This window comes from Allokutzneria sp. A3M-2-11 16 (assembly GCF_024213555.1).
In the GTDB taxonomy this organism is placed as follows: Bacteria; Actinomycetota; Actinomycetes; order Mycobacteriales; family Pseudonocardiaceae; genus Allokutzneria.
In genome coordinates, this window is the sequence record NZ_JANAVO010000019.1 from 29,758 (window position 1) to 50,964 (window position 21,207).

General features: G+C 69.4%; 20 protein-coding genes. 14 read left to right on the top strand and 6 right to left on the bottom strand.

Translation table 11 applies throughout. The features are described from left to right. Positions 1–14: 14 nt before the first annotated feature. Genes NLX83_RS37070 through NLX83_RS37105 form a run of 8 tightly spaced genes read left to right on the top strand, consistent with a single transcriptional unit; the run spans position 15 to position 7,223 of the window. Positions 15–527 carry a D-glycero-alpha-D-manno-heptose-1,7-bisphosphate 7-phosphatase gene (locus NLX83_RS37070; protein WP_254239946.1) on the top strand — a complete coding sequence of 171 codons (513 nt, stop codon included), beginning with the start codon at positions 15–17 and terminating at the stop codon, positions 525–527. Further along, positions 524–1,525, top strand: a complete 1,002-nt coding sequence (locus NLX83_RS37075) for a glycosyltransferase family 9 protein (protein ID WP_254239947.1) — start codon at positions 524–526, stop codon at positions 1,523–1,525. Before NLX83_RS37070 ends, NLX83_RS37075 begins: the two co-directional genes overlap by 4 nt. Further along, positions 1,522–2,469, top strand: a complete 948-nt coding sequence (locus NLX83_RS37080; RefSeq protein WP_254239948.1) for a glycosyltransferase — start codon at positions 1,522–1,524, stop codon at positions 2,467–2,469. Before NLX83_RS37075 ends, NLX83_RS37080 begins: the two co-directional genes overlap by 4 nt. A gap of 4 nt (positions 2,470–2,473) precedes the next feature. After that, complete coding sequence (locus NLX83_RS37085) at positions 2,474–3,691, top strand: glycosyltransferase (protein WP_254239949.1); 1,218 nt, start codon at positions 2,474–2,476, stop codon at positions 3,689–3,691. Then, positions 3,688–4,290 (top strand): D-sedoheptulose-7-phosphate isomerase, encoded by a 603-nt coding sequence (locus tag NLX83_RS37090; protein WP_254239950.1) that lies wholly within the window; start codon positions 3,688–3,690, stop codon positions 4,288–4,290. Before NLX83_RS37085 ends, NLX83_RS37090 begins: the two co-directional genes overlap by 4 nt. Then, the gene (locus NLX83_RS37095; protein WP_254239951.1) at positions 4,287–5,621 is read left to right on the top strand and encodes a PfkB family carbohydrate kinase; all 1,335 of its coding nucleotides are present in this window, start codon (positions 4,287–4,289) and stop codon (positions 5,619–5,621) included. Before NLX83_RS37090 ends, NLX83_RS37095 begins: the two co-directional genes overlap by 4 nt. A 19-nt stretch (positions 5,622–5,640) precedes the next feature. Next, positions 5,641–6,309 carry an SDR family oxidoreductase gene (locus NLX83_RS37100; protein WP_254239952.1) on the top strand — a complete coding sequence of 223 codons (669 nt, stop codon included), beginning with the start codon at positions 5,641–5,643 and terminating at the stop codon, positions 6,307–6,309. 14 nt (positions 6,310–6,323) lie between these two features. Beyond that, entirely contained in the window at positions 6,324–7,223 is a 900-nt protein-coding gene (locus NLX83_RS37105) for an NAD-dependent epimerase/dehydratase family protein (protein ID WP_254239953.1), read from the top strand. On the opposite strand, the gene NLX83_RS37110 is transcribed toward NLX83_RS37105, so the two are convergent. After that, positions 7,180–7,944 (bottom strand): AraC family transcriptional regulator, encoded by a 765-nt coding sequence (locus NLX83_RS37110; RefSeq protein WP_254239954.1) that lies wholly within the window; start codon positions 7,942–7,944, stop codon positions 7,180–7,182. The genes NLX83_RS37105 and NLX83_RS37110 overlap by 44 nt on opposite strands. A 54-nt stretch (positions 7,945–7,998) precedes the next feature. On the opposite strand from NLX83_RS37110, the gene NLX83_RS37115 reads away from it, so the two are divergent. Next, positions 7,999–9,099, top strand: a complete 1,101-nt coding sequence (locus tag NLX83_RS37115) for an MFS transporter (protein WP_254239955.1) — start codon at positions 7,999–8,001, stop codon at positions 9,097–9,099. 289 nt (positions 9,100–9,388) lie between these two features. Next, a complete protein-coding gene (locus NLX83_RS37120) occupies positions 9,389–10,507 on the top strand; it encodes an HNH endonuclease signature motif containing protein (protein ID WP_254239956.1) in 1,119 nt (372 codons plus the stop codon). A 213-nt stretch (positions 10,508–10,720) separates the two neighbouring features. Here the strand turns inward: NLX83_RS37120 and NLX83_RS37125 are convergent, their stop codons facing one another. After that, the gene (locus tag NLX83_RS37125) at positions 10,721–11,737 is read right to left on the bottom strand and encodes a glycosyltransferase family 9 protein (RefSeq protein ID WP_254239957.1); all 1,017 of its coding nucleotides are present in this window, start codon (positions 11,735–11,737) and stop codon (positions 10,721–10,723) included. 70 nt (positions 11,738–11,807) lie between these two features. Between NLX83_RS37125 and NLX83_RS37130 the strand changes: the two genes are divergently transcribed. Genes NLX83_RS37130 through NLX83_RS37140 form a run of 3 tightly spaced genes read left to right on the top strand, consistent with a single transcriptional unit; the run spans position 11,808 to position 15,480 of the window. Then, on the top strand, positions 11,808–13,178 hold the full coding sequence (locus NLX83_RS37130; protein WP_254239958.1) for an aldehyde dehydrogenase family protein: 1,371 nt from the start codon (positions 11,808–11,810) through the stop codon (positions 13,176–13,178). After that, on the top strand, positions 13,175–14,653 hold the full coding sequence (gene rfaE2 / locus NLX83_RS37135; RefSeq protein WP_254239959.1) for a D-glycero-beta-D-manno-heptose 1-phosphate adenylyltransferase: 1,479 nt from the start codon (positions 13,175–13,177) through the stop codon (positions 14,651–14,653). Before NLX83_RS37130 ends, rfaE2 begins: the two co-directional genes overlap by 4 nt. Continuing rightward, entirely contained in the window at positions 14,650–15,480 is an 831-nt protein-coding gene (locus NLX83_RS37140) for a glycosyltransferase (RefSeq protein ID WP_254239960.1), read from the top strand. The genes rfaE2 and NLX83_RS37140 overlap by 4 nt, the downstream gene beginning before the upstream one ends. Here NLX83_RS37140 and NLX83_RS37145 read toward each other — a convergent pair. The 3 genes from NLX83_RS37145 to NLX83_RS37155 form a co-directional block, all read right to left on the bottom strand. Beyond that, positions 15,447–16,223, bottom strand: a complete 777-nt coding sequence (locus NLX83_RS37145) for a lysozyme (RefSeq protein WP_374118860.1) — start codon at positions 16,221–16,223, stop codon at positions 15,447–15,449. The genes NLX83_RS37140 and NLX83_RS37145 overlap by 34 nt on opposite strands. Positions 16,224–16,386: 163 nt before the next feature. Next, positions 16,387–17,463 (bottom strand): PheS-related mystery ligase SrmL, encoded by a 1,077-nt coding sequence (srmL, locus tag NLX83_RS37150; protein WP_254239962.1) that lies wholly within the window; start codon positions 17,461–17,463, stop codon positions 16,387–16,389. 667 nt (positions 17,464–18,130) lie between these two features. Continuing rightward, positions 18,131–18,589, bottom strand: coding sequence for an Lrp/AsnC family transcriptional regulator (locus NLX83_RS37155; protein WP_254239963.1), 459 nt, complete (start codon positions 18,587–18,589; stop codon positions 18,131–18,133). A gap of 80 nt (positions 18,590–18,669) precedes the next feature. Between NLX83_RS37155 and NLX83_RS37160 the strand changes: the two genes are divergently transcribed. Continuing rightward, positions 18,670–20,067, top strand: coding sequence for a pyridoxal phosphate-dependent decarboxylase family protein (locus NLX83_RS37160; protein ID WP_254239964.1), 1,398 nt, complete (start codon positions 18,670–18,672; stop codon positions 20,065–20,067). A 16-nt stretch (positions 20,068–20,083) separates the two neighbouring features. Here NLX83_RS37160 and NLX83_RS37165 read toward each other — a convergent pair whose 3' ends face one another. Continuing rightward, entirely contained in the window at positions 20,084–21,079 is a 996-nt protein-coding gene (locus NLX83_RS37165; RefSeq protein ID WP_254239965.1) for a hypothetical protein, read from the bottom strand. Positions 21,080–21,207: the final 128 nt, after the last annotated feature.

Below are 21,207 nucleotides of genomic sequence, written 5' to 3' on the forward strand. Positions count from 1 at the left end.
TCAACATGGAACACGTGGCCGCTAGAGCGGTCCTCTTCGACCGCGACGGCACCCTGGTGGAAGACGTGCCGTACAACGGAAATCCCTCGTTGGTGCGGCCGATGCCGGGCGCGGTCGCCGCTGTCGCCGCAGCTCGCGCCGGGGGACTCGCGGTCGGCGTGGTCAGCAACCAGTCGGGTATCGGCCGGGGCCTGCTGACGTGGGACGAGGTCGGCGCGGTGAACGCGCGGGTGGAGGAGATCTTCGGCGGGTTCGACACCTGGCAGGTGTGCCCGCACGCGCCGGACGAGGGCTGCGGGTGCCGCAAGCCGGAACCCGGCATGGTGCTGGCGGCCTGCGCCGAGCTCGGGGTGCTGCCGGAGGAGACCGTGTTCGTCGGCGACATCGAGGCCGACGTCCTGGCCGCCGAGCGCGCCGGGACGCGGTCCGTGCTCGTGCCGACGCCGATCACGCTGCTCGACGAGGTCCGCCGCGCGGGCACCGTCGCCGATGATCTGCCAGCGGCCGTTCGGCTCGTGCTGTCATGAGCGCCCGGGTGCTCGTGGCGCGGTTGGACAGCGACGGCGATGTGTTGTTGGCGGGGCCCGCGATCCGCGCCGCGGCGACGGGTGGCCACGTCACCCTGCTGTGCGGACCGTCCGGCTACCAGGCCGCTGAGCTGCTGCCGGGCGTCACGGAGATCGTCGAATGGGCCTGTCCGTGGATCGTCCCCGACCCGCCGCCGGTCGACCCCGCCGAGGTGCGCGACCTCGTGGAGTTCCTTGCCGCGCAACGCTTCGACGTCGCACTGATCCTCACGTCGTTCCACCAGTCGTCCCTGCCGCTGGCGTTGTTGCTGCGGCTGGCCGGGGTGCCCCGGATCGTGGCGGCTTCGACCGACTACCCGGGATCGTTGCTGGACACCAGGTTGCGCCAAGAGGACGACATTCCCGAGGCTCAGCGGGCGTTGCAGGTGGCGGAGGCGGCGGGTTTCGCGCTCCCGGACGGCGACGACGGGCTCCTGCGGGTGAAGGCGCCGCCGAAGTACGAAGGACCGGACCGCTATGTCGTGCTGCACCCCGGCGCCTCCGTTCCCGCACGGGCGTGGGCCCCGAACCGATGCGCTGAAACCGTTGTGGCGCTGGCGGAAGCCGGACATCACGTGGTCGTGACCGGCAGTCCCGCCGAGAGCGAGCTGACCGCACTGGTGGCGGGTGACCACGGTGTCGACCTCGGTGGCAGGACGACCCTCGCTGAACTTGCCGGGGTGCTCGCGGGCGCGGAAGCCGTTGTCGTTGGCAACACCGGGCCCGCGCATCTGGCCGCCGCGGTGGGAACTCCGGTCGTGTCGCTGTTCTCCCCTGTGGTGCCCGCGAGCAGGTGGGCTCCCTACGGCGTTCCGGTTCGCCTGCTCGGTGACCAGTGGGCGGACTGTCGGGGAACGCGGGCCCGTGAGTGCCCGATTCCCGGACATCCCTGCCTGAACTCGATTTCCCCCGATGCCGTTGTCGCGGCAGTCGACGAACTCCAGGCGGTGACAGCGTGAAAGTCCTTGTCTGGCACGTACATGGTGGATGGACGACCTCTTTCGTGCAGGGATCGCACGAGTACCTGCTGCCGAAACTCCCCGATGGCGGCCCGTTCGGCGCGGGACGACTCGGTCGGGACTGGCCGGAGTCCGCACGCGAGGTCAGCCCAGAAGAGCTGCGCGACACCGACGTGGATGTCGTTGTGCTGCAAAGGACCGAAGAGCTGGAGTTGGCCGGGAAGTGGCTCGGTCGGCGCGTGCCGACGGTCTTTGTGGAGCACAACACGCCCAAAGGAGGGCGTCATCCGCTGGCCGACCGCGACGACCTGATCATCGCGCACGTCACCCACTTCAACGACCTGATGTGGGACTGCGGCAGCACCCCCACGACCGTTGTCGAACACGGTGTCGTCGACCCCGGCGAGCGCTACACCGGAGAACTCTCCAGGGCCGGTGTGGTGATCAACGAGCCGGTGCGGCGGTGGCGCGTGACCGGGACGGACCTGTTGCCGCGCTTCGCCGAAGCCGCACCGCTGGACGTGTTCGGGATGGGCTTGGACGGGCTCGCCGAGAAGCTCGGCTGCGATCGGATCACACCGGTCGGCGACCTGCCGACCGAGCGGCTGCACGCGGAGCTGGCGCGGCGCCGGGCCTACGTGCACCCGTTGCGCTGGACCTCGCTCGGGCTGTCGCTGATCGAGGCGATGCACCTCGGAATGCCGGTGGTCGCGGTGTGTGCCACCGAGGCGGCCAGGGCCGTGCCCGCCGAAGCGGGTTTCGTGTCCACCAGCGTGGACGAGCTGACCGCCGCGTTGGACCTGGTGCTGGCGGAGCCGGAGTTGGCGGCCCGGCTCGGACAGGGGGCGAGGAAGTTCGCGCTCGCCCACTACGGGCTCGCCGCGTTCATCGAGAACTGGGACCGGCTGCTCGGCCGGATCGCCAGTGACACCGCGAGGAGGTGACGAGATGAGAGTTGCCATGATCTCCGAGCACGCCAGCCCGCTGGCCGCGCTCGGCGGCGTCGACGCAGGAGGCCAGAACCTCCACGTCGCGGAGCTGTCCGCGGCGCTGAGCAGGCTCGGCCACGAGACAACGGTCTTCACTCGCCGGGACGACCCCGATCTTCCGGAAGTGGTGCGCACACCGCAGGGATACCGCGTCGTGCACGTCGACGCCGGGCCCGCGGAGCACGTGCCCAAGGACGACCTGCTGCCGTACATGGGGGAGTTCGCCGACGTGCTCCGGCGGCACTGGGCGCGCGACCGCCCGGACGTGGCGCACGCGCACTTCTGGATGTCGGGACTGGCGACTCTGCTCGCCACCAAGGAACTCGGCGTGCCGTTCGTGCAGACCTTCCACGCGCTCGGCGTCGTGAAGCGCAGGCACCAGGGCGCGGCCGACACCAGCCCGAGCGAGCGGATCTCGGTCGAGCGGCTGATCTGCCGCGAGGCCGATCGGATCGCGGCGACGTGCAGCGACGAAGTCTTCGAGCTGGCCAGGATGGGCGTTTCGCGGGACCGCGTGTCAGTGGTGCCGTGCGGTGTGGACCTGTCCATGTTCTCGCCGACCGGTCCGGCAGCGGAACGCCGTCAGCCGTACCGCATTGTCACCGTGGGGCGCCTGGTGCCGCGCAAGGGCGTGGACACCGTGATCTCCGCGCTGCCCATGTTGCCGGACACCGAACTCGTCGTCGCGGGCGGCCCGGAACAGCGGAGGCTGACGGGCGATCCCGAGGTGGGGCGGCTGCTCTCGCACGCTACCCGCCTCGGTGTCCGGCACCGGGTTTCCCTGCTGGGGCAGGTTTCCCGCGCCGACATGCCCGCGCTGCTGCGCTCGGCCGACGCGGTGGTGTGCACGCCCTGGTACGAGCCGTTCGGCATCGTGCCGCTGGAGGCGATGGCCTGCGGAGTGCCGGTGGTCGCCAGCGCGGTCGGCGGACTGGTCGACACGGTGGTGGACGGCGTCACCGGCAGGCACGTCCCGCCCCGCGATCCCCGTGCGCTGGCCCAAGCCGTGCGTTCGTGCGTCACCGATCCCATTCGTTGCGAGGAGTTCGGCACAGCCGGACGTGATCGCGCCGAATGCCGCTACTCGTGGGACCGGGTCGCAGCGGAAACGGCGCGGCTCTACGAGCGCACCCGGCCCGTCGTCATCCCGCAGCAGTCGGTGGGTGAGATGCGATGACCCGCACCCTGCCCGACCCGATCGCCCGCGACCACATCGACGCGCTGACGGTCACGTTGTCCGCACTGCGCAAGCAATCCAGCACTCTCGGCCGATGGGGTCGCGTGCTCGCCGAACGCCTCGACGCCGGAGCGCGGTTGCTCGCGGCGGGCAACGGCGGCTCAGCGGCCGAAGCACAGCACTTCACCGCGGAGCTCGTCGGCCGTTTCCGGGACGACCGGCGCCCGTTCTCCGCGCTCGCGCTCAACGCGGAGACGTCGAGCGTCACCGCGATCAGCAATGACTACGGCTACGAGCAGGTCTTCGCCCGCCAGGTCACCGCGCACGCCCGTCCTGGCGACGTGCTGCTGCTGTTGTCCACCTCCGGGCGCAGCCCGAACCTGTTGCGCGCGGCGGAAGCCGGGCACACCGCCGGAGCACTGGTGTGGGCGCTGACCGGCTCCACGCCGAACCCGTTGTACGAGGCGGTCGACGAAGCCGTCGCGCTGCCCGGCTCCACCAGTTCAGTGCAGGAAGCCCAGTTGGTCGCCGTGCACGTGCTGTGCGAGGCGTTCGAGGCCGCACTGTCCGAAGTGGACGCTCAGCGGAGGGTGTCGTGAACCTTGTCGTCGTGGGTGACACGTTGCTCGACGTCGACCTGGTCGGCACGGTGAGCCGAATCTGCCCGGACGCGCCCGCGCCCGTGCTGGACCTCACCGACCGCCGCTACCGGCCAGGCGGAGCGGGCTTGGCGGCAGTGCTCGCCGCGCGGGACGGCACCAAGGTTACGCTCGTGACGGCGCTCGCCGAAGACGAAGCAGGACAACGACTTCGCCGCGAGCTGAGTGCGGTCAACCTGGTCGCCGGGCCGTCGCTGACACCGACCTCGGTGAAGACGCGTGTTCGCTGTGCTGGACAGTCCTTGGCGCGAATCGACGAGGGCGAACCGGGTGCTGCGCCGACTGCGACCGATGAGATGCTCGAAGCCTTGCGTGGTGCTGATGCCGTTCTGGTCTCCGACTACGGCCGGGGGTTGTTGTGGGACAGGCGATTGCGCGCGATGTTGACCGAACTCGCGTCACGTGTTCCCGTCGTGTGGGACCCGCATCCGCGTGGGCCGGAGCCGATCCCGGGGGCGACGGTGGTGACTCCCAATGCCAGCGAGGCCGATCTTTCCGGCTCGGGGATCGCCGCCGCGCACCGAGCCACCCAGCGGCTGCGCGATCGGTGGTCGGTGCGCGCGGTCGCGGTGACGCTGGGGGCGGCCGGAGCCGTGCTCGATCAGGGCGGCCTGCCGCTGGCCGTGCCCGCGCCGACCGTGCCGGTCATCGACCCATGCGGGGCAGGAGATCGCTTCGCGGTCACCGTCGCCACCAGGCTGCTCGCCGGTGCTACCCCCGAGGAAGCCGTCACCGCGGCAGTCGGTGCCGCGGCCCGATTCCTGGCCGAAGGCGGAGCGGGCGCGGTCGGTGTCGCGCCGGTATCCATTGTGGACACGAATGATGCTCGCCGGGTGGCCGAGGAAGTGCGGACGCGGGGCGGCACTGTGGTGGCCACCGGTGGATGTTTCGACCTCCTGCACGCCGGTCACACGAGAACGCTGGCCGCGGCGAGGGCTTTGGGGGACTGCCTCATCGTGTGCATGAACTCCGACGAGTCCGTGCGCAGGCTCAAAGGTCCGGACCGGCCGATCAACCCCGAGCGGGAGCGCGTCGAGCTGCTGGAGTCGTTGACCTGCGTCGACGCGGTCGCGGTGTTCGGTGAGGACACTCCGGAGTCCATTGTGGACGCTCTCCGGCCGGACATCTGGGTCAAGGGTGGCGACTACCGCGCCGAGGACCTGCCGGAGGCGGCCGTGCTGAGCAAGTGGGGCGGTTGCGCCGTCGCGGTCCCCTACCACCCCGGACACTCCACCACCCGGCTGGCCTTGGCGCTGGCCGAGGCGGGATGAGCACGAGAGGACACGAGCAGTGCGAGTTGTGGTGACAGGAGGGGCATCCGGCCTGGGCGCCGCGGTCGTGGCGGCCGTGCGCGAAGCGGGTGGACGGGCGTTCGTGCTGGACAAGGCCATGAGCGACACCGACTTCGTGCCGGTGGACCTCTCGGACAGCCGTGCCGCCGAAGAAGCGGTGGCAGAGGCGGCATCGCGAGCGGGCGGGCTCGACGCGGTGGTGACAGCGGCGGGGATCGACAGCTGCGGTCCGCTCAGCGGAGTGTCCACATCGGACTGGGAGCGGGTGGTCCAGGTCAACCTCTTCGGCACGGTCGCGGTGGTCCGCGCCGCGCTACCGCACCTGGAACGCAGTCAGGGCAAGGTGATCACCGTGGCCTCCACGCTGGGGCTGCGCGCACTGCCGGAGGCGACGGCCTACTGCGCGTCGAAGTTCGGCGTGGTCGGGTTCACGCGGGCCCTCGCGACGGAGCTGGCCGGTCGCGTCGGCGTGACCCTGGTGGTGCCGGGCGGAATGCGAACCAGGTTCTTCGACGAGCGCGACGAGAAGTACCGCCCGCCGGACGAGAGCAAGCTCAACCCGCCGGAGAACGTCGCGGCGGCGATCCTGAACGCGCTCCGCCAGCCCGCGGGTTGCGAGATCAGGGAACTGGTGATCGCCCACGCCGAGGAGCCTTCCTGGCCCTGACGTACGGTGCACGCATGGCGCTTCATGTGATTGTCGGAGCCGGGCCGGTGGGTTCGGCCACGGCGCGGTTGCTCGCGGAGGCGGGGGAGCGGGTCCGCCTGCTCAGCCGGCGTGGCGGCGGCCCCGAGCACGCGGGGATCGAGCGCGTCGCGGCGGACGCGACCGCGGATCTCGATCGGCACGCGGAAGGCGCCGTCGCGCTCTACAGCTGCGCGGGCCCGGCGTACCACCGCTGGCCCGCCGAGTGGCCGCCGCTCGGCGCCTCCCTGGTGAGTGCCGCGGAGGCCACCGGCGCGGTGCTCGTCACCACCGGCAACCTGTACGGCTACGGCCAGGTCGACGTGCCGATGACCGAGGACCTGCCGCTGCGGCCGAACTCGGTGAAGGGCCAGGTCCGGGCCTCGTTGTGGGCCGCTCAGCGGGCCGCGCACGAGGCCGGTGTCATCCGCACGGCCGAGGTCCGCGGGTCGGATTACCTTGGGGCGGGCGCGCTTTCCCCGTTCAGCGCGCTGGTGCTGGCCAAGGTCGTCACGGGTCGGCGCGCGTCGATTCCCGCCGATCTGGACGCGCCGCACAGCTGGACCTACGTCGGTGACGTCGCCGAGACGCTGATCGCGGTCGCCGCCGATCCGAGCGCCTGGGGAAGGCCGTGGCACGTGCCCACCGCGCCGCCGATGTCCGTGCGCGCGCTCGCCACCCGCACCGCCGAGCTGGCCGCTGTGTCCGGGGTGCGGCTCACGAAGATGCCCGGGTTCGCGCTCCGGCTGGCCGGGCTGCTGAACCCCACCGCGCGCGAGATGCTTGAGGTGCAGTACCAGTTCCAGCGTCCGTTCGTCCTCGATTCCTCCGCCGCCGAGGACGCGTTCGGGATCAAGCCGACGCCGACCGACGACGCCCTGCGAGAAATGCTGTAGGCGTGCGGTTGAACGTCCGGCGGAACACGTCGATGAACGCGCTGGCCGAGGACCAGCCGCAGGCATGCGCCACCGCGGTCACCGGAGTGTCCTCGGCCAACAGGACCAGGGCGTGGTGCAACCGCAGCTGAGTGCGCCACTGCGGGAACGTGATGCCGAGATCTTCCTTGCAAAGCCGGGAAAGCGTGCGGTCGCTCGCGCCGATCTCCTTGCCCAGCTCGGCGAGTGCGCGGTTGTCCGCCGGATCTTCACGCAGGATCTCGCACAGGGCTCGCAGTCGCGAGTCTCTCGGAGCGGGCAGGTGCACCGGTTCCTGCGGTGAAACCCGCAACTGGTCGAGCAGAACCGCGCGCAGGCGACGGCGCTCCGGGCTGTCCTCGTGCGGAGCGTGGGTGTAGGCGAGGATCAGCTCGCGCAGCAGCGGTCCCACGCTCAGTACCGTCGGCTCCGTCAAGCGCAGCGGATTGTCCTTGGCGGGCAAGCCGATCAAGTGTAGTTCGAGTTCGCCGTGCGCCTCGTGGGCGTGCACGGTCCCCGCGGGCACCCAGATCGCGCGGTTCGCCGGAGCGACCCAGGAACCCGCGTCCGTCGTGATCGCCAGCACCCCGCGCGCGGCGTAGATGATCTGGTGATCGTCGTGGCGGTGCGCGTCGATGGTCGCCCTGGACGCCAGCCGCTGCGCTCGGGTCGGCGCCGCGGGCATGTGGCGGGTTTCCGTCATTTATTGGCAGTTTATCGAAAGCGCGCCACCGCTGTCCTTGGTTCCGTTGACGTCGTGAAACCCGTCATCCGGCTCGCGATCAGCCATGCCTGCGTGGACGTCTACCAGGGCTCCGTCGCCGCGCTCGTCCCGTTCTTCGTTCTTGAGCGGTCCTACACCTACGCCGCCGTCTCCGGAGTCGTGCTCGCCGCGTCACTGCTGTCGTCCGTGGCCCAGCCGTTGTTCGGCATGCTCACCGACCGCTGGGCGCTACCGTGGCTGCTCCCCGCGAGCACCCTGTTCGGCGGTGTCGGGATCGCCCTGAGCGGCGTCTCCGGTTCGTACCCCTTGACGCTGTTCTTCGTTGCGCTGTCCGGCATCGGCGTCGCCGCCTACCACCCCGAGTCCGCCCGCCTCGCCCGCATCGCGGCGCGCGGCAGCCACACCGGGATGGGATGGTTCTCGCTCGGCGGCAACATCGGCTTCGCCCTCGCGCCCCTCATGGTCGCACTTGTCGTGGCCCCCTTGGGTTTGCGCTTCACCCCGCTGCTCGTGCTGCCCGCGCTCGTCGGGAGCGTGCTGTGCTTGCCCGTTCTGGGCCGCGGTGCTCTCCCCGCTCGTATTGTTGTGGCCGGACAGGACGATCCGGCTTCGTTCGTACGGCTCTCGTTGGCCGTGGCCTGTCGGTCCATCACGTTCGTCGGGCTGAGCACGTTCATCTCGCTGTACGCACAGCCGCGTTTCGGGGTGGCCGGAGGTGCCGTCGCGCTGTTCGTGCTCTACCTCGGCGGGGCGGTGGGTACCGTGCTGGGCGGTCGCCTGGCCTCGCATTGGGACCGGGTTGTCGTTGTGCGGTGGTCGTACTTGGTTACCGTCGTCGCTGTTGCCGGGATTGTGTTCACGCCTTGGCTTTATGTGTTCGTGGCTTTGGCTTCTGTGGGGTTGTATGTGCCGTTCTCGTTGCAGGTGACGTTGGGGCAGGATTACTTGCCTTCTCGTGTTGGTACTGCTAGTGGGATTACGTTGGGGTTGACTGTGAGTATTGGTGGGGTGGCCAGTCCGGTTATTGGGGGGATTGCGGATTTGTGGTCGCTTCAGGTGGCGTTGGGGTTGCTTGTTGTGATGCCTGGGGTGGCTTGGGGGGTGGTTCGGGGGTTAGTGGAGCCTCGGGGTTGAGTTTGTGGGCTGGGCTTCCGGCGGGGCTGGGCTTCCGGCTTGCGTCGGTACCAGCGTGGGGTCGGCTTGACCTGGGGGCCCCTTGCGCGTGCCCTTGGGCCTCTCGGGGGCACGGGATGAAACCCCGGCCCTCGCGGAAAGCGTATGGCACGCGCACCCCAGGTAAAGCCGACCCATTCTCGTTGGCGGCTTGCTGTTTCGTGGGGGTTGCGTTTTCGGGCTTTTCGGGCGCCTGGGAATTCACTCCGTAGAGCCATGATCGACTATTATTGTGCGATAGAATAGGGACATGTTCCCTGTAGATCCCGACCATAAACTGATGGTCTCCTTCACCGCGATGGGGAAAGCGTCGGCGGACTTCGCGGTCGTGCTGATGGAGTATGTCGCTCAGCTTGAACTATGTGATCGTGAGTTCGCCGAAGAAATCCTCATGCGACTACTAGCGGTCTCGAAGACGAAGGCCGCCCGACTGTTGCAACGCGCAGAGGATTTGACCGGTCGCCCTGTGGTGTTGCGGGCGCTGGCCGAAGGCCGCGTCGACGAGGGGAAAGCGTTGATGATCGTCGACCTGCTCTCCACCCTCACCGCCGTGCACGCCGCGATCGCCGAGCAGGACTTCCTCGCCTTTGCCGAAACCCACGACTACACCGCGACACGTCGGCATGCGGTCCGGTTCATCGACAAGCTGGACCCGAAGGCCGCTGAGCGTCGCCATAAGGAGAAGCGCAAGGCTAGGTTGGTGGAGAAGATTCCCCAAGACGACGGCATGTGCCTACTGAGGATGTTCTTCCCCGCCCTGCAAGCCTCCCTGATCTACGACCGGATCGACCGCATCGCCAGAGCCCTACCCAAGGATCACCGGACGTTGGATCAGAAGCGTGCCGATGTGACGATGGATCTGTTGATGGGTAAGGAAACCGGCGCACCCCAAGGCCAGGTCACCGTCTACCTCACGATGCCTATGGGCTCCTTCCTCGGCCTCGACAACGAGCCCGCCATGCTCCACGGCTACGGACCGTTGCCCGCGAAGATCGCCCGGGATGTGGCGGCGAACGGGATCTGGAAGCGCATCCTGACCGACCCGGTTACCGGGATAGCCGAGGACGTGACGACGTATCGGCCGTCTGCGAAGCAGCGGGAGTTGATCCACGCCCGCTACCCCACCTGCACCGCCATCGGCTGCAACAGGCCCGCACACCGCTGCGACCTGGACCACTGCTGCCCCTTCGACGGCACGAACACCACCATCACCAACCTCCGCCCGAAGTGCAGGCGCCACCACCGGATGAAGCACGAATCCAACTGGAAGTGCGAGAACCTGCCGGACGGGCGGCATGTGTGGACGACACCGAACGGCAAGACCGCCGAAACGGAAGCGGAACCGATCGCGGAACCGGCACCCTTCTGAGCGGATTCCTTGTGGGACAAGGGACTCGTCCCCCGGGCCGGATGACCACGAGGGTGCGCGATATCGCTGGAGCCGAAGGGAAATCTACGAAAGCCGGTTACTCGGACATGCAGGCGTTCGTCGACGACACCAAACTGCTTCACCGAAGCCGACGATGCCCTGCTGTGGCTCCGCGAGGGAGACGAGCTGCTTCGGGAGTGGGCTGAACAGAACTCAAGGTGCGGGCAAGCGGGACAGCACGTCGGCGAGGACCTCGGCCACGGGGACATCGGCGACGAGGGAAGCGTCGTGCTCGCACCGGCCCAAGTCGTGGCGGGTGCAGTCGGTGCCGCAGACGGGGCAGCGAGAGGTCCACGAGATGTGCACGCCGTGCCGCGACCGCCCCGCCGGGCCCGCATTGATGACGTTGCCCATCCAGTAGATCGACACGGTCTGCGTCCCCACGGCGTGCGCGAGGTGGCGGGGGCCGCTGTCGTTGGCGACGACGACGGCACTGCTCGCGAGGACTCCGACGAGGCCGGACATGCTGAGGCCGGTCAACGTGCGGGCGGGGAGCCCTTCCAGCAAAGGGTGCTCCGACTCGGTGCCGATCACGACGACCCCGGCGCGCGAGCCGAGAGCGGTGATCAGCTCAGCGAAATGGGGCCAGCGGCGGCGGGGGTCGGTGGCTCCGGGGTGGACGGTCACTACAGGATGGGGGAGCCCGGACAAGTGAGCCGCAGCCTCGGTGAGATCGGCCTCGGTGACGGCGAGGGACGGCTCCAAGGCGGCGACGGGAGCACCGGCGAAACCCGCCACCTCAAGCCAGCGCATGGTCTCGTTCTGGAAGTACGTGAACGGTACGGGCCGGTCGAGGGCGACGGCGTCGGAGGTGTTCGGGCCGACAGTGCAGCGCGCGCCGAGCCGTCGCAGGAACGGGTTGGACCACCTGCCGCCGCCGTGCAGCTGGACGGCGAGGTCGAAAGGGGGCAGCGAAGCGAAGAACTCGCCCTCGGACTCCGGGGAAGGCAGGACGAGCACCTCGCTGACCGGGCCGGGGCGGTTGGCGAGGAGGTCGCGGTGCAGCGCGGTGCCCACGAGAGTGATCTCCGCGTCGGGGTAGGCCAGGGCGAGGGACTCGATGGCGGGCATGGCGAAGAACAGGTCGCCGAGTCCACCGCCGCGCAGCACGGCGATCCGCCGCACGTCCGGAACAGGGGCGCACAGAGGTCCCAGGGTGACGTCGGGCATGTTCTCGATTTCCCTTGGTGAACGGCGGCAAACGAAGTGTTCGCGGCGAACTGCGGGGTATTCCGGCCGCATGACCGACGTGGTGCACGCCAGGGTGATCGAGATCCGCAGCCCCGAAGACGGTTCGCCCGTGTGGGAGCTGCCGATGGCCTCTGAGAAAGATGTTTCGGACGCCTGCGCCGCTGCCAGGAGCGCGTTTCCGGGGTGGGCGCGCACCTCCGCCGCCGAGCGCGGGGCAGCCCTGCACGCCGCCGCGGCGCACCTGAGGGACCGCGCGGACGACCTGGCCCGGCTCAACCACGAAGAAACGGGGCGGGACACGGCAGAAGCCCGCGAAGGAGTCCTGGCCGGAGCCTCGACCCTGGTCCAGTACGCCGAGCTGGGGCCGCTGCACCGGGGCCGCAGCCTGCTGGGCGCGCACCAGGCGGTCGACATGATGGTGCCGGAACCGCGCGGCGTGGTCATCGCGCTCACGCCGTGGAACGACCCGGTCGCGGTGTCGTGCGGGCTGATCGGCGCGGCGCTGGTCACGGGCAACGTGGTGATCCACAAGCCCAGTGAGCGGTGTCCGCGCACGGGCCTGGTGCTCGGCGAAGTCCTCGGTGCCCACGTGCCGGACGGCGTGATGCGGACGCTGATGGGGGACGGCGACGTGGGCGCGCGGCTCGTGCTCAACTCGGACGCGGACGTGATCGCGCATGTCGGCAGCACGGCGACGGGCCACGCGATCGCCGAAGCCGCCGCGCGCACCGGGTCGAAGACCCTGCTGGAGAACGGCGGCAACGACCCGCTGCTGATCGACTCCGACGTGGACCCGGAGTGGGCGGCGGAACAGGCCGCGCTCGGCGCGTTCGCGAACTGCGGCCAGATCTGCACATCCGTCGAACGGATCTACGTCCACCAGGACATCGCGCGGCCGTTCATCACCGCCTTGACCCGGCTCGCGGTGGACACGAAGCTGCCGCCGCTGGTGGACCGGCGACACCGCGACCACGTGCACGGCCACGTGATGGAAGCTTTGGCACGCGGGGCGGAACGCGTTGCTGGAGGGGAAATCCCGTCCGGTGCGGGGGCGCAGTACCCGGCGACGGTGCTCACCGGATGCGAGCCCGGCATGGCGGTGCTCGCCGAGGAAACCTTCGGGCCCGTCGCGCCGGTGCGCGTGGTCCGGGACTTCGAGCAGGGCCTTGCCGAAGCCGCGTCCGGGCCGTACGGGCTCGCGGCGACTGTGCTCACGGATTCGGCCGAGCACGCACAGCGCGCGTGGCGGGAACTGCCCGTCGGCACGGTCAAGGTGAACGCCGTGTTCGGCGGTGCGCCCGGGGGAGCCGCCCAGCCGCGCGGGGCGAGCGGGACCGGCTACGGCTACGGGCCCGAACTGCTCGACGAGATGACCACCACGAAGGTTCTGCACATGGCGATCGCCGGAGGCCGTAGATGAGCAATCCCCGCGCACTCACGCCGGAACTGCCCCGGTCGCTCGCGGCGCGCCGTCCCCGGATCGCGGTGATCGGCGACGCCCTGCTCGACGGGTGGATGACGGGAAGCTGCAACCGGCTCTGCCGCGAAGCCCCCGCGCCCGTCGTCGATGTGTCCAAAGAGGACTTCGTGCCCGGCGGGGCGGCGAACACTGCGGTGAACCTGGCGGCGCTCGGCGCGGAAAGCCTTATGGTGACGGCGGTCGGGGATGACATTCCGGGTGATCGGCTCGTGGCATCGCTGCGGAGCGCGGGTGTGCGCACCGAACAGGTCGTCCGCGCGCCGGGCCGGATCACCACCACGAAACGCCGGATCATCGCGGGTGATCAGCTGATGCTGCGCTTCGACGACGGTGACCGCGGTCCGCTCGCACCGGACGTCTCGGCGCGGTTGGCCTACTCGGTGAGCTGCGCGGTTGCCGGGATCGACGCGGTGCTGGTCTGCGACTACGGGATCGGCGTGCTCGGGTCGGAGGTCATCGAGGCGATCAAGGCCGTGCGCGACAGCATCCCGCTGCTCGTCGTCGACGCGCATTCCTTGTCGCGTTGGCAAGAGTTGAAGCCGGATGTCGTGACGCCCAACGCGAACGAGATCGCCACGTTGCTCGGTGCCGCGCTTCCCGCGGAGGCGTCTGGCCGCTTGTCGGTGCTCGAACGCGAACGCGGCAAGCTCGCCAAGCTGACCGGCTCGCGCGCGATGATGGCCACGCTCGACCGCGACGGAGCCGTCCTGTTCGACGGTGACGAGCCGCCCCACCGCACCTGGGCGCGCCCGGCCCCGGACAACTTCACGGCGGGCGCGGGAGACACTTTCGTTGCGGCACTGACGATCGCAGCCGCAGCTGGTGTCCCGCTCAGCACCGCGGCGGAGCTCGCGCAGGCCGCCGCCGATGTCGTGGTGCACCGGCCCGGAACGGCGGTCTGCTCGTGGGCCGAACTCGCCGAACGCCTTGGCAGCGACCAAGGTGCGCTCTCCGAACCGCGTCAGCTGGCGAAGGCGGTGGAGGAACACCGCGCGGCCGGGCGGCGGATCGTGTTCACCAACGGGTGCTTCGACGTGCTCCACCGCGGTCATGTCGCCTACCTCAACCAGGCGAAGCGGCTGGGGGACGTGCTCATCGTGGCCCTCAACTCCGACAAGGGAGTCCGGCGGCTCAAAGGACCCGAGCGCCCGGTCAACACCGAATCCGACCGCGCCGCGGTGGTGGCAGCACTGTCCTGTGTGGACCATGTGGTGCTCTTCGACGACGACACCCCGGCCGAGCTGCTACGCGCGCTACGGCCCGAGGTGTACGCGAAGGGTGGCGACTACACGCCGGACATGCTGCCGGAGACTCCGATCGTGCGCGCGCTCGGCGGTGAGGTGCACATCCTCGACTACCTCTCCGACCACTCCACCACGGCCGTGATCGACCGCATCCGGACCGGTTCGTCATGACCGCCATCGACGTTCTCGTGCCGAGCCGCGATCGCCCGGCCGAGCTGGCGACCACGCTCGCCGGACTCGCCGCGCAGGACGGGCCGGACTTCACGGTGACCATCAGCGACCAGTCCGACGGTGAACCGGGCTACGCCTGCCCGGCCGCGTCGTGCATGGTGAGAGTGTTGCGGTACAAGGGAAAGCGGGTGTCACTGTTGCGCAACCTGCCGCGTCGCGGCCTCGCGCAGCAACGCGCCTTCCTGCTCAGCCGCGCCAGCGCGCCGTACGTGCTGTTCCTCGACGACGACGTGTGGCTGGAGCCCGGAACCCTGGACAAGCTGCACGAGGCGATCACCACGCTGCGCTGCGGTTTCGTCGGCAACGCCGTACAAGGTCTGTCCTATTTGGACGACGTGCGCCCGCAGGAGCTCGCGCCGTACGAGGAATGGCAGACCCCGCCGATCCCGGAGTCGGTCGAACCGGGATCGACGGAGTGGTCGCGGTGGACGCTGCACAACGCGGCCAATCCGACGCACCTCGCCCAGCGGCTGCGCCTGCGGCCGGGGGACTGGCGCGCCTACAAGATCGCGTGGGTCGGCGGGTGCGTGCTGTTCGACCGTGCGCAGCTGGAAGCGGTGGGCGGCTTCGACTTCTGGACCGAGCTGCCCGAGGAGCACAGTGGCGAGGACGTGCTCGCCCAGCACCGCGTGATGGCGCGGGCGGGCGGCGCGGGCATCCTGCCCAGCGGGGCCGTGCACCTGGAGGCCCCGACCACCGTGCCGAACCGCGATGTCGACGCCGCCCGCGGGCTTCAGCCGAGTGCCAACGCCACCAACCGGTCGTAGCTGCCGTTGAACGAGTTCTGGTCGATCGGCGTCGACGAGTACTGCCAGATCGTGTAGACGCGCCAGGCGTGCGGCAGCGTCCCGGTCGCGGCGGCGTAGCGCGCGACCCACAGGGGGTTGTTGTTGCTGAAGTCCCCGGCGTGCCAGCCCGTGCACATCGCCCACCAGCTCGTGCTGGTGTAGATCACCGGCCACCGGCTCGTGCGGTGGTGGTAGGTGTCGGAGAAGTCCTTGAGCCACCGCGTCATCGTCGGCTGGTCGAGCCCGTAGCACTTGTTCTCGCCGTACGGGTTGTACTCGATGTCCAGCGCACCGGGCAGGGTCTTGCCGTCCCGCGACCACCCCCCGCCGTGGTTGACGAAGTAGTTGGCCTGGTCGGCGCCTGAGGAACGGTCCGGCAGCGCGAAGTGGTAGGCGCCCCGGATCATGCCGACGTGGAAGGACCCGTTGTACTGCTGGCCGAAGTGCGGGTTCGTGTAGCCCGTGCCCTCGGTCGCCTTGACGTAGGCGAAGCGGACCCCGTTGTGCCAGTGGTGCGGCCAGTCCACATCGCCCTGCCACCGGCTCACGTCGATGCCGAAGACGGCGACGCCGGTCGCGGGGTCCACGGGCGGGGCGGAGCTGCGTGCGGCTCCGGGCTCCCGCCCCTCGTGCTTGGCGATCTGCGAGCCCATCGCGGCATCGCCGGGCACTTCTTCAGACAACGCGCGGATAGGACTACTGAGCGTCGCCGTCATCAGCATCGCTATTGCGAGCACAATTCGCGTCGAGACCGCCATCTGCACTCCCGTCGGTCATCAGGGTACGCGGATCGTCAGCATCACCCCATTCCAGTCGTCACGCAGAGTGGCTCACTCGAACTGGTTACGGGCGCCGTGTCCCGGCGGGTGCGGTCGATGCGTCCACCTAGGATCGCGGCTCCGCCGCCCACTGGTGCGCGCTGCCGCGGTGCACGGCGGCGTAGACCCGGTCCCGGAGCACGTTCGCTTCGGTGTCGGAGAGCGTGCGGTCCAACCGTCGCAGCACGATCCGGACGAGAAGGTTCTTCTGATCCGCACGCGCGCCGAGCCGTTCGAGCGCCCGCGGCGGCAGCTCCGCGCACGGCGTCTCCCGCACGATCTCCACCGACTCCACGCAGTCGTCGCCCACCGCGTCGCGCACACGATCACCCAGGTCCTCGGCGAGATCGTCGGCGTCCACCGCGACGGAGATGTCCCTGGTGATCGACGGCATCGCGGAGACCGGCCGGTAGGGGAGCAGGTCCAGCAGCTGGGGATCGTCGGAGCGGAGGATGCGGATATCAGGGATTCCCTTGCGCAGCATGAGCATCCGGTCCAGTCCGAGTCCCATCGCCAGGCCGCTCCACGACTCGTCCAGCCCGGCCCGCGCGAGCACTCGGGGATGGGCGAGGCCGCACTCCGCGACCTCAACCCACTCTCCATTGTGGACGATGTTGACCTGAAGACCGTCCACTGTGTACGGATGGGTGCGGGGCTCGACGCGGTGCTCGGCGCCGCCGACCAGGGCTCCGATCATCTCTTTCAGCGGGCCCAAGGGTTTCCGGCCGATCCGCCACAGGTCGAGCTGGTGCGGGGTCCCGGTGTGCAGGCGGTCGATGGAGTCCCGCCGGTAGACGATCCCCGGGCACACGAGCAGCACGTCGTCGGCCGGATTCGCCGCGAGCGCGCGCAGGGCGGACGGGATCATGGCGCTGGAATGGCTGCGCAGCATGCGATCCGGGTCGACGTAGCGGGTGTAGCGTGCGTCGCGGGTCACCGCTGCGGCGTCGTAGCCGAGGTTGTCGTAGTTGTCGGCGATACTGACCACGCGATCCCCGCGACACCATCGGACCTCGCATTCCCACAGGCGTGCGAGCACGTCGACGAGGTCGTCGACGATGAGCTGGACGGCGTGCGGACCCGTTGCGGGATCAGTGAGATCACGAATCGCGAGATCGCGGGCGAGCTGTTCCGAGGTGAGCATGACGGCCTCTTCCGAAGGGGGCGAGCGGGTGGCGACTCCCCCTGACCCGCGGGCTCCTCCGGTGGGCTCCGTCAGCGCGGCACGGCGCTGGCCCCACGACGCCCGTTCGGGGTCAGGGGGCCGGTAAATCGGCGCGCGAGGACGTTCACGTACGCGAGCGTAGCGTCCACTGTTCGGTCGAGGCCAATGGTTTGTACCGGTGCGCGCCGCGCAACGCTATGAATTGTCAGGTGTCGCGAGACTTCCTGGCCGAGCGCGTCGCCGCCCTGGTACCGCCGGGCCGCGTGACCGTGGGCACGACGGGCTGCGCTACCACCGCGGCCGTCCGCGCGCTCCTCGCCCGGCGCCGCGGTCTCACCCTGGTGACCACCGCGCTGACCCCCATCCTGGCGATCCGCGGTGGAGCCAAGGTGCTGCTCACCGGCGGAGCCGCACTCCGCATGCCCGTACACCAAGTAAACTGTGCCCATGCATCCCAACCGCCCCCAGACCCAACGTGAGGCGGCCTCAACCTAGAGATCTCCCGTTTCGTACTCATAGCGGGAAAAAGAGCGCTCCCATAGCCCGTTTTGAGTACGAAACGGGATATTGGGCTGCGCGGGGGGATGTGGTGGGGGTGAGTGTGGGGGGTGCTCGCGATCGTTGATGGCCGCTGGCGGGATGTGGGCTAGGACGGCACGGGGAGGCCGGGGGTGCTCTTGACGGTGGCCATGGCGAACTGGGAGTTGGTCCGCGCCACCCCCGGCAGGCCGGTGAGCTTGGCCATGTAGACCCGCTCGTAGGCGTGGAGATCGGGGACGGCCAGCCACAACAGGTAGTCGGGGCGCCCGAACATCCGCAGGCAGTGCGCCACCTCGTCGATCTCGCGCACGGCGGCCTCGAACGCCTCGATGGTGGCGTGGTCCTGGAGGGCCATCTCGACGTGCAGCAGCACGTGGAACCCGCGACCGATCGCGGCCGGGTCGATCGCGGCGTGGTAGCCGGTGATCACGCCGTCGCGTTCGAGTTGGCGCACGCGCCGCAGGCACGGGGAAGGCGACAAGCCGACCAGGTCGGCGAGCTCGATGTTGGCGAGGCGCCCGTTCTCCATCAGGTGCGCGAGAATTGCGCGATCTGTCTTGTCCACGGCACGTGATGCTACGGAAGGGCGCATCAGGGGCAGATTTGGCATCGCGTGCCCTCGGGTTCTTCCTAGTGTGACCAACCATGCTGAACTTGGACGAGGCGGAGCGGAAGAAAGCCGGAGAGCTGCTGACCGCCTTCTTCGACGACTACGAGCGCTCGATCCCCGAACGTCCCCTGGTGCCCGACGTGGACCGCGATGCCCTTGAGGCGTTGCTGGCGATTCCTGAAGAGGGGATCGGGGTCGAAGGGCTCTTCCGGGAGATCAACGAGAAGATCCTGCCGAATTCCACCACGGTGGCTCACCCGCGATTCCTCGCCTACGTGCTCGGACCGCCCAACGGCATCGCGCCGTACGCGGAGGCGATTGCCGCCACCATCAACCAGAACTGCAATTTCTGGCAGCTCTCACCGGCGGCGAGTGTGGTCGAACGGGGCGTGGTCGCGTGGCTCTCCGCGCTGTTCGGCCAGGGGGAGCACGCGGGCGGGATTCTCACCGAGGGAGGTTCCATCGCCACCCTCAACGCGATGACCGTGGCCCTGCACGCGCGACGCCCGCGTTTTCGTGAACAGGGCCTGCAAATGGGCGAGCGGATACTGGTCGTCTACACCTCCGCTGAAGCGCATCGGTGCGTCGACAAAGCCGCGGCGATTCTGGGCATCGGCCTCGACAACGTCCGCCGCATCCCCACGGACGACCAGTGGCGGATGCGCGTCGACTTGCTGGAGAAGGAGATCCGCGCGGACCGAGCGGCGGGGCGGGAGCCGTTCTGCGTCGTCGCCACCCCGGGAACGGTCACCAGCGGCTCCATCGACCCGATCGCCGACATCGCGGACGTGTGCGAACGCGAGGACTTGTGGCTGCACGTCGACGGGGCGTACGGCGGGCTTTTCGTGCTCTCCGAACACAAACGGGAGGAGTTCCAAGCGTGTGGCCGCGCGGATTCCATTGCCGTCGACCCGCACAAGCTGCTCTTCGCGCCGCTGGCCGCGGGTTGTCTGCTGGTGCGCGATCGCAGCACGCTCACGGACGCGTACGCGTTCTCCTCCTCGTACCTCACGGTCGCGGAGGACGCGCTGATGATCGACTACATGGACCACGGGCCCCAGCTGTCGCGCGGATTCAAGGCGCTGAAGATCTGGAGCGCCCTCCGGACTTTCGGTGTCGGAGCCTTTCGGGCCGCGATGGACCACATGCTCGACCTGGCTCAGTACATGGCCGATCTTGTTGACGCAGAACGAGATCTGGAGCTCATGGCACCGGTGTCGCTCACCGCGGTGTGCTTCCGGATGAAGCACGGAAAGCACGCCGCGGCATTGGCCACCCTCGCCGGTGAGGGCACGGCGCTCCTCGGACCCGCGAGCCTCGGTGGTCAGCACGGGATGCGTGCCTGCGTCACGAACTTCCGCACCACGCGCCACGACGTCGAGCAGATCGTCGCGCGCCTGGCCGACGTGGCGGGTCAGGCGCGCGACGACTGAGTCAGGAACAGGGGAGTCAGGAACAGCGGAGAACGACGGGGGAGTGCCGGTTGTTCGGCTGGCGCGTGTAGTGGCCCGGAATGGTGCCGTCGTCACCGACCTTGCCCAGGTACAGCGGCTCCGACGTGCGCACCACGGACTCGACGGTGGTGCTGCGCCACAGGATCGGCACCGCGCCCGCGTCGATCACGCCGACCACCAAGCCGCCGCGGTTGACGCTCTCGGCGCGGTTGCCCTGCGGCAGCACCTGCGGAGCGCCCGCCGCGTCCCACAGACCCGCGCGCCTGCTGTCGTCCTGGTACACGAAGGTGCCCGAGACACGACCGGCCGCGATCCCGGTGGCCTCCGCGCTCTTCACCCCGGCCGGAGCGCGCAGCGCGGTGGCCACGCCGTCGCGCCACTTGTACGAGGTGGAGTTGTACTGGTCGTTGGAGTGGCGGACCAGAATGGTGCCGTCCTCGTCGATGTCGACAGCCTCGACGAACCCCGTGGGCAGTCCCCCCAGTTCAACTGCGGTCTCTGGACGGTCAGCGGGCCACAGCACGGCCTTGCGGGTTCGGTCCGGCAGCACCGCCCAGCCGACCGCGTCACCCCTGTCGTTGATCGCGTTCGCGCGGCTGGACGTGGTGCCCGCGGGCAGCGGCAGCCGGGCCAGCGCGGTCCCGGCGGAGCGGAACGCCACCGACGAGTAGAGCTGGCTGGCATTGCCGACGATCACGCCGCCGCGGTTGACCTCGCGCGCGGTCAGGCCGTTCGGGAAGGTCCCGGGCACGCGGCCGTAGTCGGTGATCGTCGAGCCGCTCCAGCGCACGACGTGCTGCTCCGAACCGGCGAACTCGGCCGTGCCGACGTGACCACCGACCCCGTCGGCGGCGGTCGCGTCCGCCTGGACGGCCCCGGCGGGCATCGGCAGGGGAACGGGCTTCCACGCGCACGCCGCGGCCTCGGCGGTTCCGGGAACGGCGACCAGCGCCGCCGCCGTGACAGCCACCATCATTCGAGCGAAGTTCACGAATACCCCCTCAGGCATCATGGGGGGCTGACGCTAATGACCTCCTCGACCTCGGGGAATCCACAAAAACGTGAGTGCGCCTCAATAAAATGCGCGAGAACTCGAACCGCCTTGTCGCCCCATTTCCC

Excerpts from the sequence above, each read along its gene's own strand:
- NLX83_RS37110 (WP_254239954.1), bottom strand. The coding sequence starts at position 7,944 with ATGACGGAAACCCGCCACATGCCCGCGGCGCCGACCCGAGCGCAGCGG.
- NLX83_RS37075 (WP_254239947.1), top strand. The coding sequence starts at position 524 with ATGAGCGCCCGGGTGCTCGTGGCGCGGTTGGACAGCGACGGCGATGTG.
- NLX83_RS37085 (WP_254239949.1), top strand. The coding sequence starts at position 2,474 with ATGAGAGTTGCCATGATCTCCGAGCACGCCAGCCCGCTGGCCGCGCTC.
- srmL (WP_254239962.1), bottom strand. The coding sequence starts at position 17,463 with ATGCTCACCTCGGAACAGCTCGCCCGCGATCTCGCGATTCGTGATCTC.
- rfaE2 (WP_254239959.1), top strand. The coding sequence starts at position 13,175 with ATGAGCAATCCCCGCGCACTCACGCCGGAACTGCCCCGGTCGCTCGCG.
- NLX83_RS37120 (WP_254239956.1), top strand. The coding sequence starts at position 9,389 with ATGTTCCCTGTAGATCCCGACCATAAACTGATGGTCTCCTTCACCGCG.
- NLX83_RS37130 (WP_254239958.1), top strand. The coding sequence starts at position 11,808 with ATGACCGACGTGGTGCACGCCAGGGTGATCGAGATCCGCAGCCCCGAA.
- NLX83_RS37105 (WP_254239953.1), top strand. The coding sequence starts at position 6,324 with ATGGCGCTTCATGTGATTGTCGGAGCCGGGCCGGTGGGTTCGGCCACG.
- NLX83_RS37090 (WP_254239950.1), top strand. The coding sequence starts at position 3,688 with ATGACCCGCACCCTGCCCGACCCGATCGCCCGCGACCACATCGACGCG.
- NLX83_RS37125 (WP_254239957.1), bottom strand. The coding sequence starts at position 11,737 with ATGCCCGACGTCACCCTGGGACCTCTGTGCGCCCCTGTTCCGGACGTG.
- NLX83_RS37145 (WP_374118860.1), bottom strand. The coding sequence starts at position 16,223 with ATGCTGATGACGGCGACGCTCAGTAGTCCTATCCGCGCGTTGTCTGAA.
- NLX83_RS37160 (WP_254239964.1), top strand. The coding sequence starts at position 18,670 with ATGCTGAACTTGGACGAGGCGGAGCGGAAGAAAGCCGGAGAGCTGCTG.
- NLX83_RS37140 (WP_254239960.1), top strand. The coding sequence starts at position 14,650 with ATGACCGCCATCGACGTTCTCGTGCCGAGCCGCGATCGCCCGGCCGAG.